Consider the following 18,138-nt stretch of genomic DNA (forward strand, 5'->3'; position numbering starts at 1 on the left):
AGTGCCGATGGGCGCTCCCTTATTTTTTGGCCTCGCACAGCCACGCATCATCTGCCGCTGTGAAAACCGCTTGCTCCCGTGGCAGGGCGGTTAGCTGAAAATGACCGCGGAACTCTCCTACTGTCATTTCCCGCCGCGGACCCAACCCACACCATTCCGCCAGCAGCCCGATGATCCGCTCGGCAGGAACGCCTAGCTGGCGATAGTGCGAGAGCCGACTGTCGCCGTGCCGTTTGGCTAGCCGACGACCATCTTCGCCCACAACTAGTGGGAGATGCGTGTAGGTTGGGATGGGGTTTAAGCCGAGAAGTCGGTAGATCAGCATTTGCCGGGGCGTGGAGCTTAGTAAGTCATTGCCGCGAATGACTTGGTCGATCCCTTGCCGAACGTCGTCCACCACCACTGCCAATTGATAGCTTGGAAGTTGCTCCTTGGTGCGGACTAGAAAATCGCCAATCGATTGCTGGATATCGAATAGTTGGTGGCCAGCGAATTGATCGTCGAAATCGGTGACGCCCTCGGGCACTCTTACCCGCAATGCGACGTCACGCCTAGTAAGATCGGCGGTTGAAAGAGGCCTTCGAACAGTCGGTCGACAAGTCTCCGGATAACGCAGCTCATGATCGTCGCCGTGGGGTGCCGACAGCGCGGCATCTTCGATCTGCTTGCGCGTGCAACCGCAACAATACAATTCCCCCTGCGCCGCCAGTTTCGCCAGGGCTGCTTCATAGGGCGCAAGATCATGTCGTTGATAAAAGGGACCTTCATCCCAATCCAGCCCCAGCCAGTTCAGCAGGTCGATCGACTCTTCGGCGGCACCCTGTTTGATCCGCGGGCCGTCGAGATCTTCGATCCGTAGCACAATCTCCCAACCTTGCTGTCGCGCCATGGCCCAAGTCACTAGAAACGTCCGTGCGTTGCCCAGATGCAAAGCGCCGGTGGGAGAAGGGGCAAGACGTGTGCGGTGGGTGGGCATAAGGAAGTTGCTTTGAATTACAAACGATCAACCCTTGAGCAATCTCTCAGTTATTCTCTCGACAAGTGCCGGGAGTTGTGAGAATGTATAACCGATTTTCCGACGCCGCCACACTCCGAAGCACGAACCACACCGTATGAAGATCACTCCTAATTCCATGCTTGCCACGTTTGGACCTGCCTTCGCGGCCGTTGTCGGGATCTTGTTACTGTCGTACGGCTTTATCGAACCGCATCGCCCCTGGTTTGTCGCGGGCAGCATCCTCCTAGCCGCGGGGATCATCGCGGCCCGAATTCGACAGAATTACGTGGAATAAAGCGATTTTCTTGCCTCCGTGGCGAATTGAAATTAAGATAGTTGCAGGCATCAACAGCTCCAAAGTCCTTTTTCAGCAGGCTTGTTCTCGTGCAATAATCGCACCGCTGCGGCTTTGAATTCTTACAAAGCAGTTCTGCGCTAACAAACTTAGCGTGTTCTTCTAGCCCGCCAGTCTTATTTGGTAACGAAATTGCGCTAATAGGAAAATTATGTTGCGAACACGATGGATATATTTGATTGTCTTGGCGACTTGCGTGGGTAACAACTCCGCGTGGGCCGCTTTTGATTTGGTAATCACGATCCCCTCGCCGGGGAGTTTCACGTCCACTCAGCTTTCGTATCTACAATCGTCCTTAGCCAGTGCGGAAGCTCGCTGGGAAAGCGTTATCACAGGTTATCAACCTGGGATCAGCATCACAGGCATGTCGATTACCGTGCAATCGGGTTCGGACTTTGCCGCCGCGACTCCACCGGCCACGCTCTTTCAAGGAGGTTACTTTGTCGGCGTGAGCAGCACTGTGCTGATCAATCCGACGGTCATCGACAATTATGCCGCGTGGACGGGAGCCGGCTTTCCTAGCCCCAACCCTGCTTATCTGGGACTCAACTATTTGGAAGATATTCTCGCTCACGAGATTGGCCATTCGCTTGGTATCGGCACGCTGTGGGACGACAACGGCGTTTATACGAATGGCACAGGCATGTATGTCGGCGAGTATGGTCTCAAGGCTTATCGCGAGGATTTCGATCCGGGAGCGACGTTTGTTCCGATCGAACTCGCGGGCAGCGGGGGAACTATTGACCAGCATTGGAATCAACTTATGCGAAGTAGCTCGCAAGAAGGTAACCCCGGCAACCCGTTCAGCCTTTCGCCGCTCACCGGTATTACCGATGCCCAAGGTCGTGATCTTGGCTTGGAATTGATAACGGGAGCACTCGACCCTGACTACGGCAAACCATTTTTGAGTCGGATGACGGTCCAATCCTTACGCGACTTGGGATTTACAGTCGTTCCCGAGCCATGCAGTTTTATGTTGGGATTCACGATCTGCTTAACGCTGAGTTGCCGAAGGCGTTTTTCCCTTTAGCTCGCGCAATCTTTCCGGCGTGAGTTCGGGTAAGCTGTCGACGACGAGCCTGGCATGTGAGAGTTCCGCACGCGTCGCGGTTCCAGTGAGGGCAACGCTCGCCATGCCAGCCCGATTGGCGGCTTCAATCCCCGCCGGGGCATCTTCCACGACCACGCATTGTTCAGGTGGCACGCCCAAGCGTTCACCGGCAATCTGAAAGACTTGAGGATCGGGTTTGCCACGTTTGACGTCGACTCGCGTCACAACGGCATCAAAGAGTGCCGCACGTCCCAAACATTCGAGTGTGAGCTTGATATTCTCTGGCGGCCCCGACGAACCCACGGCCAAGCGAAAGCCGGCTTGATGCAAGGCATCGAGTAATTCCGCAGCGCCGTCAATCGCCGGGAAATTCTCTCGGATGATATCACGATACAAAGCTTCCTTGCGATCGTCCCAAGCGCGGATGTCGTCGTCGCTCAGATTGGCACCATACAGCGCGGTAATAATGTCATGACTCGTGCGGCCAAAAGTTTTGCGAAACTGAGCTTCCGTGAATGAAGCGCCGTGCTCGCCAAACATTTTGAGCCAGCTTTGAAAATGAGCCTGATACGAGTCGATCAACACACCATCGACGTCGAAGATAACTGCGGTCCGTGCCATGTCTGTACCTCAAACAGCCGTTTTGGGTTTCGTTAATAGCGAAACAACAATGAGCGTCAAAAATCCGAGCGGGATTGTCACGATGCCGGGTTGGCTGAATGGCACGAGGGCCTTCTCGGCTGGCAATCCATAAACGGCCGCGAACGTATCGCCACTCAAAAGTATCCAAGCGAGCGAGCTCACCATTCCCACGAGGACCGCGGCGATCACCCCTTGCTTGGTGACGCCTCGCCAAAAAAGCAGCATCACGAGTGAGGGCAGATTCGCCGAAGCGGCTACGCTGAACGCCCAACCCACCAAGTAGCTGACATTAAGACTTTGAAACAGAATCCCGAGGACAATTGCCAAGCAACCCACCACAACTGATGCGATTTTGGCCACGCGCACCTGTTCATGCTCGGAAAGCTTTTCGTGAGTGAACAATGAAATTAAATCGTGCGACACGGCACCGGCTGATGCCAAGATTAAGCCACTGACCGTGCCAAGAACCGTGGTAAATGCAATTGCCGAGATCACGGCAAACAGGTTTTCATCCAAGCCACGGGCCAACAGCGGTGCCGCCATGTTGCTGTCGCTCACGTCGAGTGAACCACTGGTCATGGCCCCCAACCCCATGTAGAGCGTCAATACATAAAAGAATCCGATGCAGGCGATGCCCACGATCGTGCTTTTCCGAGCCGCTGCCGCATCTTTCACCGTGTAGTAGCGAATCAGAATATGCGGTAGCGACGCCGTGCCACAAAACAAAGCGAGCATCAGCGACAAAAAGTTGAGTTTATCGACGAACTTGTCGCTGCGTATGCCTTTGAACGTGGGTGATTCTCCTGGCCGCAAAACTTGCGATCCGGGCGTTGGATGAGGTGAAAAAATTGTCGTGACCTCAGCTGGTTCAACGCCTTCAGACGAAAGAAATTTTTGGCTGTGCCACAACACAACTTCGCTTTGCTGCAAAGTACTAATAAATTTCAACGGCCCAATGGGCCTGGTCGAGGTTTTTCCGTCCGGCAGACTGCTGAGAAACCCAACCGGTCTTAGCGAAGCATGACCAGGACCAACACCTTTGGGCAAACCATTGACCAGAACTTCTCCGCTGGAAGTTTGCGTTAAGGTCTGACATTCCCTCAGTAAGGCTTTGCCATCGGTTTGGGGATCGATCAACCAAGTGACGATCTCTTTGGTTTCTTTATTGCGTGTGCGCAAATAAGGGGGGAATCCCAGTTTGCCGCCTGTGTCGAGCAACTCGTAGTCCGCCAATTCAGGAACATCGCTCGCAGCCTGGGGGAACTCTCCAGCAATGGGGCCGAGTGTGCGAAACTGATAGCCATCCAAACCACCGTCTTTGACATCAAATCCTCGATTGAGCACCATCACGGTGAGGATCGCGCTGAAAATGACGAGCAGCGCCCCTTTCAGAAATTGCACCCACGTCGTGGAAACCATGCCCGCCGTGACAACAATCACGATCACCGTGGCTCCCACGAGCAACACGCCCACCCAGTGAGGCAAGCCTAGCAAAGGTTGAATCAGCACCCCGGCACCCACCATCTGCGGAATCAAATAAAACACGCTCACGGCGAGCGTGCTTACTCCGGCCGCCAGTTGAATACCGCGTGATTGAAACCTTGCGTTGAGTGCATCGGCAAATGTGAAACGGCCGAGCCGTTTCATGGGCTCGGCAATGACGAATAGTGCGACGACCCAACCCGCCAAATAGCCAATCGAATACAAGAAGCCGTCGTAACCGTAAAACGCAATCATCCCGCAAATGCCCAGGAAGGACGCGGCGGAAAGATAGTCACCGGCAAAGGCCACGCCATTCACGAACCAGGGAATTTGTCCGTGGGCGGTGAAGTAGCCCTGCGACGATTTCGCACGGCTCCCTAAGAAGAAACTCAATCCCAAGGTGATCGCCACAAAGATCAGAAAGAACAAGATGGCGATCGGCGAAGTGCTATGAATCACGACTGGTCCTCACTCGCGCCACAGCAAACTCCATAGATTAACGCGAGCACGATGGCCGCCAAGATCAGTGCGAAGCCATACCAGATGGCCACGTTGATCCCAGCCCAAGGCGTGGCTTCCATCGTGTTGGGAGCAAACGTATTGAGCAATACAAATCCGATATAAAGGACGAGATAAACGGCAAACAGGCTCAACCCAAGCCGAGAATTGCGACTGGTCATAATCATTCCAAGGGAGTCATCAGATGTAAGACGAGTGGCATTAGCATAACGAAAAAAGCTTCTGAATGCCTATGACTGCTGCTCAAATTTGGAACTTTCTGGAGCGGTACAAGTCCGATTGCATGGGCTTTACATCAATAGCTCACACAGTATTTTCGCTTGGCAAGGTAATCCGCGTGGTGCCCAACGCCGCCATGCTCGAACCAGCACTGAGCTAACTCGCTTCATCGCCAATTAGCAGTGAGATAATTTTCAGCACGGCCAGGATATGGTGCGGGTGCTGAAGCGTTTGATTCCGCAGAAACGCCCAAGTCGCACGGGCATGGCGCAGATACTGTCGGCGTGATGCTTGAACCGCTTCCAGGCCGAGTTCTGACAAGGTTTCCTTCCAAACAGGCTCTGTCGCCGCGAGAGCGGTTTCATCGCCGTCAATCGCGGGGAAAATCACATCGTCGAGGGCTTCAAGCCGTGAGACGACCCGGGGATCGTCGATTTCTTCAAAGTGCCGGGAATCTACTTGAGAGTCGTTCACAGATACGTTCCTTTTTGCCCCAACAGACGTCAAGCCGAAATAGAGGAACCAACCCTGGCGGAAGCATTCCGCCAGGGAACTGTCACCCGGCTAGGACAATTGACTTGTTGAATACTACAACAGCTCACGCATTTGTCGTGTAACGATGATAGTGATGTTGCTGTTGTTGGAAGTGACGCCATGAAGCGGGCTTCATCAACGCGGGTTGGTAGGAATTTGCGGCAACGAGGTTTTGCTTTTCCTCGTCGTCTTTTTTCTTCTCTTCCGAACGTTGGTTGGAGGCCACGCTCATCGTGATCGCGGATTTCTCATCCTTTTTCTTCGTGTCTTTGGCGACGCTGTTGGTCGCAGCACCCACGGCAAAACCATTTAATAGCATCACGAGACCTAATGTCGAAACGAAAGCAAATTTAGGGGACATGGGACAGTTCCTTACAGAGGGGGCTTAGATCATGCAGGCGCAAACGAGCCGATGCACGCGCAGCCGGATAAAAAAACAGAGAAAACAAGCGGCCGTGAAAGAAAGTTCGCAGCGATTTAAATCTGCAAACGCACGTGCCGATTCACCAGAGACAGTCCACCGCCTCGCGGGCAGTCCAACGACATAGAACACAAAGAATTCACAGCGGCGAGTTCCAACGTGCTGCTGGAACAAGCCAAGGGAATCTTACCCATCACAGAGTCCAAAGACTCCTCAGCTACGAAAGCAGCTTGTTCTTCAGACTCAGCGAAACCGAGTTGAGCCATCAACGACAGGGACCGGTGGGGCACTGGTGACGATACCACCGCACCATCATCAGAAGCGGCGCGAGCAACCGCAGTGAAGGCGCAGAAAGTGCCCGTCACCAACAGCAAGAACATCAAAATTTGCGACCGCCGACGCATGGTTGAACTCCACGATTCACTATCGTGAGTCATTACGGCGAAGCCAAGAGCAATGTTTGAGTCTTAAGGGAATGTAACGTCCGCACGCACAACATCTGAACATGTTGCACAATCGAAACAATATCTAAACGATTCCCCTTACACCACTTGCTGCGGCAAGTTAATTCCCGGGGCGGAAAGCACCGTCGAACCCGTTAGAAATTCGTCAATCGCGCGGGCGGCGCCACGGCCTTCGTTGATGGCCCACACGACAAGACTTTGGCCCCGGCGACAATCCCCGGCGGCGAAAACCTTCTCGACGTTCGTGGCAAACTCGCCATGCTCGGCGGCAAAAGTTTGCCAGTTGCCGCGCGGATTTTGCGTGGCTACGCCCAGCATTTCGCCCACTTCGAGTTCGGGGCCAATGAAACCCGTGGCTAGAAAAACCAAATCGGCGGGCCAGATTTTTTCGCTCCCTGCGACTTCCGTAAAGGGAGCTTTCTCGCCGGGCTTCGACCAATCGACTTGCACCGTTTTCACACCGCTCACTCGTCCTTTGCCGTTGTCGACAAATTCCTTGGTCAGAATGTTGAACTGACGTGGATCCTCGCCCAATTTGGCTTTGGTCTCGGCATGAGAATAGTCGACGCGATAAACTCTCGGCCACTGTGGCCAAGGATTGTTCGGAGCCCGTTTCTCGGGTGGCACGTCAAGCAACTCGAAGTTCGCAATCGACGTTGCCCCATGACGCAGCGACGTGCCGATGCAGTCGGCACCCGTGTCGCCGCCGCCAATAACGATCACATTCTTACCTTTGGCAGAGAGATATTTGCCGTCGGCCAAGTCCGAATCAAGCAAGCTCTTTGTGTTGCGGGTAAGAAAATCCATGGCCAGATAGATGCCAGCCAGATCGCGGCCCGGGCAACGAGCGGTGGGATCAAACGATTTTGTCGCGCCGGTGGCCAACAACACGGCATCATACTCGTCAATCAATTCCTGCGGATCGATAAACTGCATTTCGCAGCCGCGTTCCTGCATGATTTGGGTCATGTGCCCCGACGGAAAATCCTGTTTGCTACCGACATGAGCGCAAGTGATGAACTCCACGCCTTCGTCGCGCAACAGGTTCACACGGCGTTCCACGACATTCTTATCGAGCTTCATGTTGGGGATGCCATACATCAGCAAACCACCGATGCGGTCGGCCCGTTCGTAAACAGTGACAGCATGGCCTGCCTTGTTGAGTTGAGCGGCTGCGGCCAAACCTGCGGGACCACTTCCCACGATGGCCACCCGCTGGCCGGTTCGCTCGCTGGGGGGCTGAGCAACGACCCAACCCTCGGCGAAGCCACGATCGATGATCGCATTTTCAATGTTCTTGATCGTCACCGGCGGATCGGTGATTCCCAGCACGCAGGCCCCTTCGCACGGTGCGGGGCATGCGCGACCGGTAAATTCTGGAAAGTTGTTCGTCTTATGCAAACGATCGAGCGCATCACGCCAACGGTTCTGATAAACGAGGTCGTTCCACTCGGGGATTAAGTTGTCGATGGGACAACCGTTGTCCGATTGGCAAAACGGCACGCCACAATCCATGCAGCGCGCACCCTGGGTGCGCAAGTGATCAACCTCTGGATTGGTATAGATTTCCAGAAAGTCTCCAGCGCGCTCGACGGGATCGCGATAAGGAACTGCCTTGCGCTCGAATTCTTTAAAACCGGTCGGTTTGCCCATGATAAATAGCTAATTAGTCGTGAGTAGTTCAGTTGTAGTTCTTTAAGGAGCTTTCGCGAAAGTCTAAACCGCTGCGGGTTGCTTCGCCTTACTCTTCTGCTCGAGCATCACGCGTTTGTAATCGGTCGGCATCACCTTCACAAACTGCGGCAGGCACTCGTCCCAGCGGTCGAGAATGTCCGCCGCTACGGCCGACTCGGTGTAGTTCTGATGTTGCTCGACGAGTTCGCGTAGCTCTTCGATGTCTTCGTCGGTTTCGACCTTGTCGAGTTCGACCATGCCGAGATTGCAGTTGGCAAGCAGCTTTTCTTTGGGATCCCAAACATAAGCGATACCGCCGCTCATTCCTGCGGCAAAATTGCGCCCCGTGGGTCCCAAGATCACCACGCGGCCACCAGTCATGTATTCGCAGCCATGGTCGCCCACGCCTTCGATCACCGCTTGAGCACCGCTGTTGCGAACCGCAAATCGCTCGGCAGCCCGGCCGCGATAAAACGCCTTGCCGCTGGTGGCTCCATACAAGCAGACATTGCCGACGATGATGTTCTCTTCGGCAGCAAACGAGGAGTTTTTCGGAGGATAGATCACGATTCGGCCCCCCGAGAGACCCTTGCCGACATAGTCGTTGGCATCGCCTTCGAGTTCGAGGGTTACGCCTTTAGCCAAGAATGCGCCGAAACTTTGGCCTGCTGATCCATTGAACTTGAATTGCACGGTATCGTCGGGCAAACAATCCTCACCCCACTTCTTACAAATCTCGTTGGAAAGGATCGTGCCCACGGTGCGATTCGTGTTGATGATCGTGAGCTCTTCACGGACCTTTTCGCCACGTTCAATCGCTGGTTTGGCCAAATCCAAAAGCTTGGTAATGTCGAGCGATAGCTTGAGGCCATGATCTTGCTTTTGAGTGTTGTAAGTCCCCACGTTCGCATGCGGCTTCTTCACCGGAGTGAGCAGCGAAGTCAGGTCCAATCCATCAGCCTTCCAATGTTTGATCGCTTTGTCCGTTTCCAAGCAATCTACGCGGCCAACCATCTCCTCGATCGTGCGGAAACCAAGCTCAGCCATAATTTGCCGAGCATCTTCGGCAACCATGAACAGATAATTGACGACATACTCCGGCTTGCCGCTGAATTTCTTGCGGAGTTCGGGGTCCTGCGTCGCCACACCCACGGGGCAGGTATTCAAATGACACTTACGCATCATGATGCAGCCGAGGGTAATGAGCGGTGCCGTGGCGAAGCCGAATTCCTCGGCACCAAGAATCGCGGCAATCACCACGTCGCGACCCGTTTTGAGTCCACCGTCGGTTTGCAACACCACACGGCTGCGTAGATCGTTGAGCACCAAGGTTTGATGCGTTTCTGCGATCCCCAATTCCCAGGGGAGGCCGGCATACTTGATGCTCGTGAGCGGCGAAGCACCTGTGCCGCCACCATCGCCGGAGATCAAAATATGATCGGCATAGCCTTTGGCAACACCTGCGGCAATGGTGCCCACGCCGACTTCGGAAACCAACTTGACGCTTACCCGCGCGGCACGGTTGGCGTTCTTCAGATCGTGAATCAATTGCTTGAGGTCTTCGATCGAATAAATATCGTGATGCGGCGGCGGGCTGATCAAACCAACGCCGGGGGTCGAATAGCGAATCTTGGCGATGTAGTCGTCGACCTTGCGACCGGGCAATTCGCCGCCCTCGCCAGGCTTGGCACCTTGCGAAATCTTGATCTGGAGTTCGTCGGCATTCGTCAAATAGTTGATCGTCACGCCAAAACGGCCCGACGCAACTTGCTTGATCGCAGAACGCTTGGAATCGCCATTGGAGAGCGGCTTGAATCGCTCGGGATCTTCACCACCCTCGCCGGTGTTGCTCTTGCCACCCAGGCGGTTCATTGCGATGGCTAAACTTTCGTGAGCTTCCGCGGAGATCGAACCGAACGACATGGCCCCCGTGCAGAATCGTTTCACGATATCCTGGGCAGACATGACTTCTTCAATCGGAATTGGCCCGCCGTTGGCATCCTTCTTGAATGCGAGCAAGCCACGTAACTGGCAGCGTGTTTCCGCATCATGATTCACGTGCTCGGCAAAGCGGCGATAAGCATTCGCATCGCCCGCGCGAGCCGCGACTTGAATATCGGCAATCGATTGGGGATCCCACATGTGCCGTTCACCCTCGGCCCGCCAATGAAACTCACCCGGATTGGGGAGAACGGGCAGACGCGACGACTTCATGGCCGGATAGCCCAGTGCATGTCGGCGCAGTGCTTCCTCGGCCAGGATATCGAAATCGACACCTTGAATACGGCTTGCTGTGCCGACAAAGCAGCGATTGATGACGTCGGACTTGAGTCCCACGGCTTCAAAGATTTGGGCACCCTTGTAGCTTTGCAGCGTCGAGATACCGATCTTGGCCATAACTTTGAGCATGCCCATGGCCACGCCAGTGCGATACTTCTTCACGAGCGCGTGATCGGCCTTGGTGACGGGGTCGTAAAGTTCGCCATCGGAAACGGAATCCACAGCCGGGTGCTTTTCGCCATCGCCACCTTCTTTTTCACCGATGGCAGGTTCGCCGGAATCGAGCAATCCATCGCGGCGAGCTTGCCACAAAGCTTCAAAGGCCAGATACGGATTGATCGCATCGGCACCGTAGCCCACCAACAAACAGTGATGATGCACTTCGCGAGCTTCGCCCGTTTCGATCACCAACCCAATGCGAGTACGCATTGTCTTGGCGATCAAATGGTGATGAACTGCGCCCGTGGCCAGCAGCGAACTCAAGGGAACGCGATCGGCAGAAATATCGCGATCCGATAGGATCACGAGTGAATAGCCTTCTTCAACCGCCGCCTCAGCCTCGGCGCAAATGCGGTCCAAGGCTTCGATCATCCCTTGCTTGCCCGCAGATTTTGGCCAAGTGATATCAATCACTTTCGACTGCCAGCCACGATGATCCATGTGCTTGAGCGAAGCCAGCTGCTCGTTCGACAGAATCGGATGCGGTACGCGCAAGCGGTGAGCATGTTCTTTAGTCGTTTCCAGCAAGTTCTGCTCGGGCCCGATGTAGCACTCGAGCGACATAATGACTTCTTCGCGAATCGAGTCGATCGCGGGATTGGTCACTTGTGCGAAGAGCTGCTTGAAATAGTCGTAAACCAAGCGCGGCTTGTCGCTGAGGCACGCCAAGCACGAATCGTTCCCCATCGAACCGATTGGGTCCTTTTCTGCCTTAATGAGCGGCAACAACATAAAGCTCATCGACTCGACCGTGAAGCCAAACGCCTGCATCCGCTCAAGCAGCGTGTTGCTATCGAAACCGTGCGGCTCTTTGTTGGGTTCGAGTTCGTTGAGATCGATCCGCTGATTGTTGAGCCAAGTTTTGTAAGGCCGTCTCGAGGCGAAATCACTCTTTAACTCTTCATCGGGAATCAGCCGACCTTGTTCAAAATCGACAAGGAACATGCGCCCCGGTTGCAAGCGGCCTTTGGCTTTGACGTTCTCGGGCTTAACCGTCGGCAGCACGCCGACTTCGCTCGCCATGATGACTCGGTCATCCTTCGTGAGGTAGTATCGCGACGGCCGCAAACCGTTACGGTCGAGCACGGCCCCGATGCGCAAGCCGTCGGTGAACACGATCGACGCCGGCCCATCCCATGGCTCCATCAATGCGGAATTGAACTCGTAGAAGGCCCGTTTTTCCTCGGACATGGTTTCGTGATTCTGCCATGCCTCGGGCACCATCATCATCACGGATTCTTGCAGCGGACGACCGTTCATCACAAGAAATTCGAGTACGTTGTCGAACGAGCCCGAGTCACTGCAATCCGGTTCGCACACGGGGAAGAGCTTCTCCAAGTCGTCGGTATAGTACTCGCTTTTCACGAGACCCTGACGGGCCCGCATCCAGTTCTTGTTGCCGCGTAGCGTGTTGATTTCGCCGTTGTGGCTCATGTAGCGACAAGGCTGAGCCCGATCCCACGAGGGAAACGTGTTGGTCGAAAATCGCGAGTGAACCATCGCCAAATGGCTGGTGTAATCTTTGTCAGCGAGGTCCGGAAAGTAATGAAACAATTGCTCGGTGGTGAACATCCCTTTGTAGATCATCACCTTGGCCGACAACGAGCAAACGTAAAACATCTTGGCTTGAGTGAGAGAACCGTCGCCGCGCAGTTGGTGGCTGGCCCGTTTGCGAATCGCATAGAGTTTGCGTTCGAAATTTTGACCACGAACGCCATCAGCAGCCGCGATGATCACTTGCTCGATTGCTGGTTCACCAGCTAGCGCGCTTGGTCCAAGATCAGCCCTCGCATTGTCGACGGGGACTTTGCGCCAGCCGATCAGCTTTTGACCGTATTCTTTGATCAGTTCTTCAACGACTGCCTTGCACTTGGCGCGTTCGGCATCCTTTTTAGGCAAGAAGACATTCCCCGCGGCAAAGCTGCCTGGCTCGGGGAGTGCGACACCCAACTCAGCCTTCGCAACCTTACTGAGGAATTCGTGGGGCAGGGCGGTCAAAATCCCAGCGCCGTCACCCGTGTTCGTCTCGCAACCACACGCACCGCGGTGGTCCATGTTGCGCAGGACTTCCCCGGCATCGAGCACAATTTGGTGACTGCGTTCGCCTTTAATATGCGCAACAAAACCGACACCGCACGAATCATGTTCGTTTTCAGGGTCATACAAGCCTTGCTTGGCAGGAAACGGCGAAAATACTTCTTGTTGATCCATAGCTAAACCTTATTAATCATGCCGGCGATGACTATCGCCAGCTTCCCGCGCCATTGTTGAGCGATGATGCTGGTTGCAGAGTGGGGAGCACCACGGCGTCGTTCGCAAAGTCGGTGTCGGCACGCAACAAATCGATGAAATTCCGCGCCAGTTCCCGCAAGGGACGATCCCGTCGGTAAACGATCCCCAGCGGCCGCGTTTGCGGCTCTCCCTCCAGTTGCACCTTGACGAGTGTCCCCGAGGCGATTTCCTTGGAGACGGTCGGTTCCGGCAGCAAACTGATCCCTTCGTTGATTTCGATGGCCCGCTTCATCGTCTCGATATTGTCGAACTCAAACGCGATGTTGGCGTCAACGTGATTGACCAACAGCGCGCGATCGATTTCCGACCGAATACGCAAGCCCGCCTCAAACGCCACCAACGGTTCGCCCGAAAGATCGGAGAAACTGATTGTCGTGGCCTTCGCGAAGCGATGATTAGGATGACAAACGACCACCAAGGGTTCACTTCGCCAAGGGATCGCGGCCAAAGTCCGCGTTTCCTCGGGGTAGCTCACCAACCCCAGATCGACGTCTCCCTGTTCGACGACTTCCAGCACGCGGTCGGGATGCAAGTATTCAAGCCGCACTTGGGCGTTGGGATACTTGGCCGAGAACTGCCGCATGAACAAACTCATGTGCGCGAGGCCAACGGAGTAAATCGACGCCACCAGCAATCGGCCCGCCGAAGCGTTGTGCAGTGTGCGGACGTCCTCTTCCAGTTCGTCGTAAAGGCGAACGATCTGTCGAGCGCCTTCAAAGTAGCGGTCGCCCTCTGGAGTCAAAACGAACGGTCGTTTCGAGCGATCCAGAAGTTGCACCCCCAGCCGCTCTTCCAATTGGTGAACCACTTGGCTGGCGTTCGACTGAGAGATGCCATTGTCGTCGGCCGCTCGCGAGAAGCTGCGACGTTCGACGATGTCGCAATAAATTTTCAGTGACTTGATATGCATAGTATTTAGTTTGGCTGATTTTCGTGCTGGTCGGTTACGTCCTATCGCTCGTGCGCAACACTTTCTCACTCCAGCGCTAAAAGCGCTGTTGCCCTCTCGCATGAGTCCCGTGAGTCTGACCTCGTGACCGCCATCATCACTTTGGTCTGAGAAGCACACCGCAAGAGAGCGTTTCAAGCACTCGGAAGCGCTTGAGAATTGCGAAACCATCGACGGGCGAGTCACTTGCCAACCTGCGGACAGTACCTATCCACCAGGGCAAGTTCGAGCGTCCAGTTGCTCGCGGGGGCATCCACTATCATGCCCATAAATGCCAGAAGCCGACAGAATCTAAAATCGAGATATTATAGTAAGGTAGGGCTATTTGAGCGTCAACCCACTAAAAATCCCGCATTATTAGCGAAATTGATCTTAGCGTTCGGGGAGTTTCTCGAATTTGTATTCATGCCCCCGGTCGCGGAGGACCTCGGCGGAGAGGATCTTGTCCGGCTCGGACCGCCCGGGGCGATCCGGATCGCGGCGCTTGAGCGAGGCCGCCACGTCCATCCCCTCGACCACGCGACCAAAAACCGTGTGCCGGCCATCGAGATAGGTCGTAGGGACATAGGTCAGGAAGAACTGCGATCCGCCAGTATCGCGCCCGGCGTGAGCCATGCTCAAGCTCCCCCGGAAATGCTTGCGATAGTTCGGTCCAAAGCATTCACAGCGAATCGAGTAACCGGGCCCGCCGCCACCGGTGCCGGTGGGATCGCCCCCTTGAGCCATGAACCCTGGCAGCACGCGATGAAATGGCACGTCCTTGTAAAAGCCCTGCTTCACAAGAGTCAGGAAATTCGCCACCGCCTGCGGTGCTTCGTTCTCGAACAGTTCGATCACCACGTCGCCCCGCGAGGTGGTGAGCTTCACGCGCGGCAGGTTGTCGGCGACTTTCTCCGCACCGCGAATCAGCTCTTCCTGGGTCCAATTGTTTTTGGTCACCCCCATCGACTGCTGAAAACCACGAGCTAACTGGCCTAAGCGGTTCATGTTTCCGCTGACACCGGCAGAATTGGCTTTAATGAAGTATTCCTGGGCGAGTTTGTAGTCGTTGGTGGCATAAGCACTCGCGGCACCCAACAGCCACAACTCGGGATAATCGGTCGCCGCCCCGGCGTCGATCAGCTGCTTGACCATCGGCAAGGCTTTTTCGTATTGGTCGCCGCCGTCGCCGTTGGGATCGCCCAGAACATGGAAATTGGCGATCGCCAGGAGCGTCTGATTGACAACCGGATAGCCTTTGGGATCGATTCGATAGACCTCCAGCCCTGCGGTGGTGAGCGCATCGAGCAGCTTGTCCGACTCCTTGCGCATCGCAACAAGCTGCTTGTCGTCGGGGTTGGCCTGCTGCTTTTCGTGATACTTCTTTTCCAGCGTCATCCACTTGTTTTGCAGATCGACAAACGCTTTGTTGGCCGAGGCGGCATCTTGTGCCACGAGCGACGCCGCGGGGGCGATCAATACCAAGAACATCGAGATCCGCAAAACCAAGGGGTGCATCGTGTGCCTCTTCCTGTCACAATGAGTATTCAAACCCTCTCCGGAATACCACGGCGGGAGACCTGAAATATACCGTTTCGTCCCCTTTTCGGCAGCAGCAATCAGTTAGAGCGGCATGGCAAAAGCAAAACCCAAACGTGGTGAAGTCAACGAAACCTCGGAGCTGCGGATCATCGGCGGCAAGCTCCGCGGCAGCAAGCTCCGCTACGAAATCTTCCAGCAAGGGGGCGATCCCGTCACCCGGCCGATGAAGCACCGCGTGCGGGAAGCCATCTTCAACCTGATCAGCACCGAGTCGGCGGGGCGGCATGCTATCGACTTGTTCGCTGGCACGGGTGCCTTGGGACTCGAAGCCTTGAGCCGTGGCAGCGTGAGTGCCACGTTTATCGAGAAGCACGTCCCCACGGCGCGAGTCATCGAAGAAAATATTAAGACCCTCGGCCTCAGCGAGCGGTCGCAACTGCTCACCACGAGCGCCTTCCTGTGGGGCAAACGGGACCTCCCAAAGTGGAATGATGAAAGTGGAAAAACGCAAGAAGCAAATCCCACTTCCCCCTTCCCCCTTTCCCCTTTGACTCCCTGGCTTGTCTTCTGCAGTCCGCCTTATGCTTTCTATCACGATCGCCAGGCCGACATGCTTGAGCTCATCGTCGCCGTGCTGGAACGTGCCCCAGCGGAAAGCATCATTGTGATCGAAGCCGATCAGGCTTTTGATTTCGCACTGTTGCCGGGGCATGTTGCTGAAAATCGTCGTGACGACGGTTGGCAGATTCGCACCTACTACCCAGCCGTGGTTGGCATTTGGCGCAAATGATCATGGTCTACTTTTTTGATGCGAGGTCGTCATGTTTGATTATCTATTTAAGCTCATGTTGTTAGGACTCAGTTTCGCGATGGCGCTTGAAATCAATCAACCAATTTCCGCGCAGGAAATTTTTCCATTGTGGAAAGGTACAGCTCCTGGATCCGAAAAATTCACCGGCAAGGAACATGTCGGGGAACGGGGCACACCCGAGCAAAGCACCGAGTGGATCACCGGCGTGAGCGAACCGACGCTCACGCTGTTCGATGCCACGACCAAGGACCACAGCAAAACCGCGATGATTATTTGCCCGGGCGGCGGCTACGGGGGGCTTTCCCAGACCAAGGAAGGTTCCGAGATCGCCCAGTGGCTGGCCAAACAGGGCGTGACATGTTTCGTGTTGAAATACCGGCACGGCGGCGGTCCGCATCAGCATCCCGTGCCATTGAACGACGTTCAACGCGCGGTGCGAATTGTGCGCAGCCTTGCCAAGGATAAAGACTATTCGCCCGATCGCATCGGCGTGATGGGTTTTTCGGCGGGGGGACATTTGGCTTCCTCGGTTGGCACACACTTTGATGAAGGCAACAAGGATGCTGCCGACACGATCGAGCAACAAAGCTGTCGTCCCGACTTTCTTGTTTTGATCTATCCTGTTATCTCCATGGAAGCGGACGTGACTCATGGGGGTTCGCTCGTGAATCTCTTAGGCGAGAAACCCGACGACGAGCTCGTGAAGCTCATGTCGAACGACACGCAAGTCACGAAACAAACTCCACCGACTTTCATCGTCCATGCGAGTGACGACGCGGCCGTGCCCGTCGAAAATGCGTTGCGATTCTATCGGGCTTTAGTTGCCCACAAAGTTCCCGCGGAGTTGCATGTGTTTGCCGAGGGAGGTCACGGCTTTGGTATGCGGCAAAAAGGCCCCGTCGAGGAATGGCCCAACACGCTGCTGCGTTGGCTCGATTCGCGCGGACTCGCCGCCCCCGCTGGCAAGTAGCACCAACGAGACAGCAAGACTTCCAACTTGGCAAACCTTGCCAAGTTGATTTCTGTTACAGACCCCCATATTTCTCGGGAAAAAAACGTCAAGGTTTCCAACTTGGTCAACTTGGCAGACTTTTTTGCGTACTTTTAAAAATGATTGTGTTTTTTTCATGGTGATTGCCATGTGTCTAGACCTCCGGCGTTGCCAGGACGGAGGGTGTAAAGCCCCTGTCCCTCGAAATGGGTTGTGAAAGTTCATCCCCTTCCCGGTATGCCGGGAGGGGCTTCCATATAATCCCCCTCCCTCTGGGAGGGGCTAGGGGAGGATCTTCAAGAACTATTCTTAAAATTTCTATCGTTAAAATTGCGGCTATCGCTCCGGGCGCTCACGCTGACGGCTCGCCTGGCAATCACTCGCTCCGCATTGCTTCGCATCACGTCGCGGCTAACGATAAGACCCCATTATCGTGATTTGTGAGCGTGATGCTACAACGATTGTTGGCCACCCCTCCGGAGAGTCGTTCCCGCGCAGGTGGAGATCCAGAATTTTTCATGCAGAGGCGCGGTAAGCGCCGTCACGAAAACTCGGTTTGCAATCCACGAGAATTTATTGCTAGAATGCCCGCATGGTGCGAAATACGGTGTTTATCGTTGTGCGAATCCTTGGAGCTCTCGCGGGATGGGCTGGCTGGTCGACTTTATGGTTTTCCCGATTTATGGGAGTCCAAACAACCGATGACGAGCAATACAT

15 protein-coding genes are annotated in these 18,138 nt (G+C 55.0%); 4 read left to right on the forward strand and 11 right to left on the reverse strand.

The features are described 5' to 3' along the window. Window positions 1–19: 19 nt before the first annotated feature. Entirely contained in the window at window positions 20–976 is a 957-nt protein-coding gene (gluQRS, locus tag AC6T8Q_RS20835) for a tRNA glutamyl-Q(34) synthetase GluQRS (protein ID WP_500680908.1), read from the reverse strand. Between the two features lie 136 nt (window positions 977–1,112). On the opposite strand from gluQRS, the gene AC6T8Q_RS20840 reads away from it, so the two are divergent. After that, entirely contained in the window at window positions 1,113–1,292 is a 180-nt protein-coding gene (locus tag AC6T8Q_RS20840; protein WP_500680909.1) for a hypothetical protein, read from the forward strand. 211 nt (window positions 1,293–1,503) lie between these two features. After that, complete coding sequence (locus tag AC6T8Q_RS20845; protein WP_500680910.1) at window positions 1,504–2,382, forward strand: zinc metalloprotease; 879 nt, start codon at window positions 1,504–1,506, stop codon at window positions 2,380–2,382. On the opposite strand, the gene AC6T8Q_RS20850 is transcribed toward AC6T8Q_RS20845, so the two are convergent. The 10 genes from AC6T8Q_RS20850 to AC6T8Q_RS20895 form a co-directional block, all read right to left on the reverse strand. Continuing rightward, window positions 2,347–3,024 (reverse strand): HAD family hydrolase, encoded by a 678-nt coding sequence (locus AC6T8Q_RS20850; protein WP_500680911.1) that lies wholly within the window; start codon window positions 3,022–3,024, stop codon window positions 2,347–2,349. The two genes, AC6T8Q_RS20845 and AC6T8Q_RS20850, sit on opposite strands and share 36 nt — an antisense overlap. Before the next feature lie 9 nt (window positions 3,025–3,033). Next, on the reverse strand, window positions 3,034–4,986 hold the full coding sequence (locus AC6T8Q_RS20855; protein WP_500680912.1) for a sodium/solute symporter: 1,953 nt from the start codon (window positions 4,984–4,986) through the stop codon (window positions 3,034–3,036). Next, on the reverse strand, window positions 4,983–5,207 hold the full coding sequence (locus AC6T8Q_RS20860; RefSeq protein ID WP_496920534.1) for a DUF485 domain-containing protein: 225 nt from the start codon (window positions 5,205–5,207) through the stop codon (window positions 4,983–4,985). The genes AC6T8Q_RS20855 and AC6T8Q_RS20860 overlap by 4 nt, the downstream gene beginning before the upstream one ends. A 214-nt stretch (window positions 5,208–5,421) precedes the next feature. Continuing rightward, the gene (locus AC6T8Q_RS20865; protein ID WP_500680913.1) at window positions 5,422–5,739 is read right to left on the reverse strand and encodes a hypothetical protein; all 318 of its coding nucleotides are present in this window, start codon (window positions 5,737–5,739) and stop codon (window positions 5,422–5,424) included. A 124-nt stretch (window positions 5,740–5,863) separates the two neighbouring features. Further along, window positions 5,864–6,160, reverse strand: coding sequence for a hypothetical protein (locus tag AC6T8Q_RS20870; protein WP_500680914.1), 297 nt, complete (start codon window positions 6,158–6,160; stop codon window positions 5,864–5,866). 116 nt (window positions 6,161–6,276) lie between these two features. Further along, entirely contained in the window at window positions 6,277–6,624 is a 348-nt protein-coding gene (locus AC6T8Q_RS20875; protein WP_500680915.1) for a hypothetical protein, read from the reverse strand. Window positions 6,625–6,762: 138 nt separating this feature from the next. Further along, window positions 6,763–8,337, reverse strand: a complete 1,575-nt coding sequence (locus AC6T8Q_RS20880) for a glutamate synthase subunit beta (protein ID WP_500680916.1) — start codon at window positions 8,335–8,337, stop codon at window positions 6,763–6,765. A gap of 63 nt (window positions 8,338–8,400) precedes the next feature. Then, complete coding sequence (locus AC6T8Q_RS20885; RefSeq protein WP_500680917.1) at window positions 8,401–13,068, reverse strand: glutamate synthase-related protein; 4,668 nt, start codon at window positions 13,066–13,068, stop codon at window positions 8,401–8,403. 31 nt (window positions 13,069–13,099) lie between these two features. Next, window positions 13,100–14,059 (reverse strand): LysR family transcriptional regulator, encoded by a 960-nt coding sequence (locus AC6T8Q_RS20890; RefSeq protein ID WP_500680918.1) that lies wholly within the window; start codon window positions 14,057–14,059, stop codon window positions 13,100–13,102. Window positions 14,060–14,470: 411 nt separating this feature from the next. Then, entirely contained in the window at window positions 14,471–15,595 is a 1,125-nt protein-coding gene (locus AC6T8Q_RS20895; protein ID WP_500680919.1) for a peptidylprolyl isomerase, read from the reverse strand. A gap of 115 nt (window positions 15,596–15,710) precedes the next feature. On the opposite strand from AC6T8Q_RS20895, the gene AC6T8Q_RS20900 reads away from it, so the two are divergent. Together AC6T8Q_RS20900 and AC6T8Q_RS20905 are read left to right on the forward strand one after the other, a co-directional pair. Continuing rightward, window positions 15,711–16,409, forward strand: coding sequence for an RsmD family RNA methyltransferase (locus tag AC6T8Q_RS20900; RefSeq protein ID WP_500680920.1), 699 nt, complete (start codon window positions 15,711–15,713; stop codon window positions 16,407–16,409). Between the two features lie 31 nt (window positions 16,410–16,440). Then, window positions 16,441–17,400, forward strand: coding sequence for an alpha/beta hydrolase (locus AC6T8Q_RS20905; protein ID WP_500680921.1), 960 nt, complete (start codon window positions 16,441–16,443; stop codon window positions 17,398–17,400). Window positions 17,401–18,138 lie beyond the last annotated feature (738 nt).

This window comes from Bythopirellula sp. (genome assembly GCF_041737835.1).
Taxonomy (GTDB): Bacteria; Planctomycetota; Planctomycetia; order Pirellulales; family Lacipirellulaceae; genus Bythopirellula.

Excerpts from the sequence above, each read along its gene's own strand:
- gluQRS (WP_500680908.1), bottom strand. The coding sequence starts at position 976 with ATGCCCACCCACCGCACACGTCTTGCCCCTTCTCCCACCGGCGCTTTG.
- AC6T8Q_RS20840 (WP_500680909.1), top strand. The coding sequence starts at position 1,113 with ATGAAGATCACTCCTAATTCCATGCTTGCCACGTTTGGACCTGCCTTC.
- AC6T8Q_RS20845 (WP_500680910.1), top strand. The coding sequence starts at position 1,504 with ATGTTGCGAACACGATGGATATATTTGATTGTCTTGGCGACTTGCGTG.
- AC6T8Q_RS20850 (WP_500680911.1), bottom strand. The coding sequence starts at position 3,024 with ATGGCACGGACCGCAGTTATCTTCGACGTCGATGGTGTGTTGATCGAC.
- AC6T8Q_RS20860 (WP_496920534.1), bottom strand. The coding sequence starts at position 5,207 with ATGACCAGTCGCAATTCTCGGCTTGGGTTGAGCCTGTTTGCCGTTTAT.
- AC6T8Q_RS20870 (WP_500680914.1), bottom strand. The coding sequence starts at position 6,160 with ATGTCCCCTAAATTTGCTTTCGTTTCGACATTAGGTCTCGTGATGCTA.
- AC6T8Q_RS20875 (WP_500680915.1), bottom strand. The coding sequence starts at position 6,624 with ATGCGTCGGCGGTCGCAAATTTTGATGTTCTTGCTGTTGGTGACGGGC.
- AC6T8Q_RS20880 (WP_500680916.1), bottom strand. The coding sequence starts at position 8,337 with ATGGGCAAACCGACCGGTTTTAAAGAATTCGAGCGCAAGGCAGTTCCT.
- AC6T8Q_RS20885 (WP_500680917.1), bottom strand. The coding sequence starts at position 13,068 with ATGGATCAACAAGAAGTATTTTCGCCGTTTCCTGCCAAGCAAGGCTTG.
- AC6T8Q_RS20890 (WP_500680918.1), bottom strand. The coding sequence starts at position 14,059 with ATGCATATCAAGTCACTGAAAATTTATTGCGACATCGTCGAACGTCGC.
- AC6T8Q_RS20895 (WP_500680919.1), bottom strand. The coding sequence starts at position 15,595 with ATGCACCCCTTGGTTTTGCGGATCTCGATGTTCTTGGTATTGATCGCC.
- AC6T8Q_RS20900 (WP_500680920.1), top strand. The coding sequence starts at position 15,711 with ATGGCAAAAGCAAAACCCAAACGTGGTGAAGTCAACGAAACCTCGGAG.
- AC6T8Q_RS20905 (WP_500680921.1), top strand. The coding sequence starts at position 16,441 with ATGTTTGATTATCTATTTAAGCTCATGTTGTTAGGACTCAGTTTCGCG.